General features: G+C 71.5%; 1 protein-coding gene. It reads right to left on the bottom strand.

Features of this window, described 5'->3' with window-relative positions:
- Window positions 1-1,583: beta-ketoacyl synthase N-terminal-like domain-containing protein (locus ACIRYZ_RS46520; RefSeq protein ID WP_402955833.1), on the bottom strand; the 1,583-nt coding region annotated here is incomplete at both ends.

Below are 1,583 nucleotides of genomic sequence, written 5' to 3'. Positions count from 1 at the left end.
CCGTAGGTGGCCAGCAGCGCCTGCGCCTCGATCGGGTCACCCAACTTCGTGCCCGTCCCGTGCGCCTCCACCACGTCCACCTGGGCAGCCGTCAGGCGGGCGTTGGCCAGCGCCTGGCGGATCACCCGCTGCTGCGACGGACCGTTCGGCGCCGTCAGACCATTCGACGCACCATCCTGGTTCACCGCGCTACCGCGCAGCACGGCGAGCACCGGGTGCCCGTTGCGGCGCGCGTCCGACAGCCGCTCCACGAGCAGCATGCCGACGCCCTCGCCCCAGCCGGTGCCATCAGCAGCAGCAGCGAACGACTTGCAGCGGCCGTCCGCCGCCAGACCGCGCTGACGGCTGAACTCCACGAACAGCCCGGGGGTGGAAAGCACCGTCACACCACCGGCCAGGGCCATGGTGCACTCGCCCTGGCGCAGCGCCTGGGCGGCCAGATGCAGGGCGACCAGCGACGACGAACACGCGGTGTCCACCGTCACTGCCGGCCCCTCCAGACCGAAGGTGTAAGAGATGCGGCCTGACGCGACACTGCCCGAGCTGCCGGTACCCAGGAAACCCTCGAAGCCTTCGGGGGCCTTGCCCATTCGCGACGCGTAGTCGTTGTACATCACACCGGCGAAAACGCCCGTTCGGCTGCCGCGAAGTGACACCGGGTCGATCCCGGCCCGCTCGAACGCCTCCCAGGACGCCTCCAGCAGCAGCCGCTGCTGCGGGTCCGTCGCCAGCGCCTCACGCGGGGAGATCCCGAAGAGGGCGGGGTCGAACTCGGCTGCATCGTGCAGGAATCCGCCCTCGCGGGTGTAGGACTTACCCACCCGCTCCGGATCCGGATCGTAGAGGTCCTCGTCCCACCCGCGACCGGCCGGGAACTCGGAAATCGCGTCCCGCCCCTCGGTGACCAGCCGCCACAGGTCCTCGGGCGACTCGACACCACCCGGGTAGCGGCAGCTCATGCCGACGATGGCGATCGGCTCGTCATCGGCCACGGCCGCCACGCCCGCCACGGTCGGGGTTTGGGCCACGACCACCAGCTCAGCCCGCAGGTGGTCCGCCAGGGCGTCCGGAGTCGGGTAGTCGAAGATCAGCGTTGCGGGGAGCCGCAGCCCAGTCGCAGCGTTCAGCCGGTTGCGCAGCTCGACAGCGGTGAGGGAGTCGAACCCGAGATCCTTGAACGCCCGGTTGGCCTCCACCTCCGCCGTCGAGGCATGGCCCAGCACGCTGGCCACCTGCGTCAGCACGATGTCCATCAGGACGCCGAAACGCTCGGACTCCGCCATCGCCGCCAGCTGCTGCGCCAGCGCGTTCCCGGCAGCCAGCGGGTCACCGGCGCTCGCCTTGCGGGCGGGTGCGCGGAGGAGACCGCGGAGCAGGGCAGGAACCTCGCCGGAGGCCGCGGCCTGGGCCCGGAAGGCCGCCAGGTCCAGGCGGACGGGTACGAAGGCCGGCTCGTCCGTCGCGCACGCGGCGTCGAACAGCTCAAGGCCCTCACGCGAGGACAGACCGCGAAGTCCGCTGCGCGCCATCCGCTGCAGGTTGCCGTCGCCGAGCGCGCCGGTCATACCGGACGCCTCGGCCCA

Source organism: Kitasatospora sp. NPDC101155, assembly GCF_044768305.1.
In the GTDB taxonomy this organism is placed as follows: Bacteria; Actinomycetota; Actinomycetes; order Streptomycetales; family Streptomycetaceae; genus Kitasatospora.
Note: the sequence above shows the minus strand (reverse complement) of the source record. Positions and strands in the feature narration are given on the sequence as shown.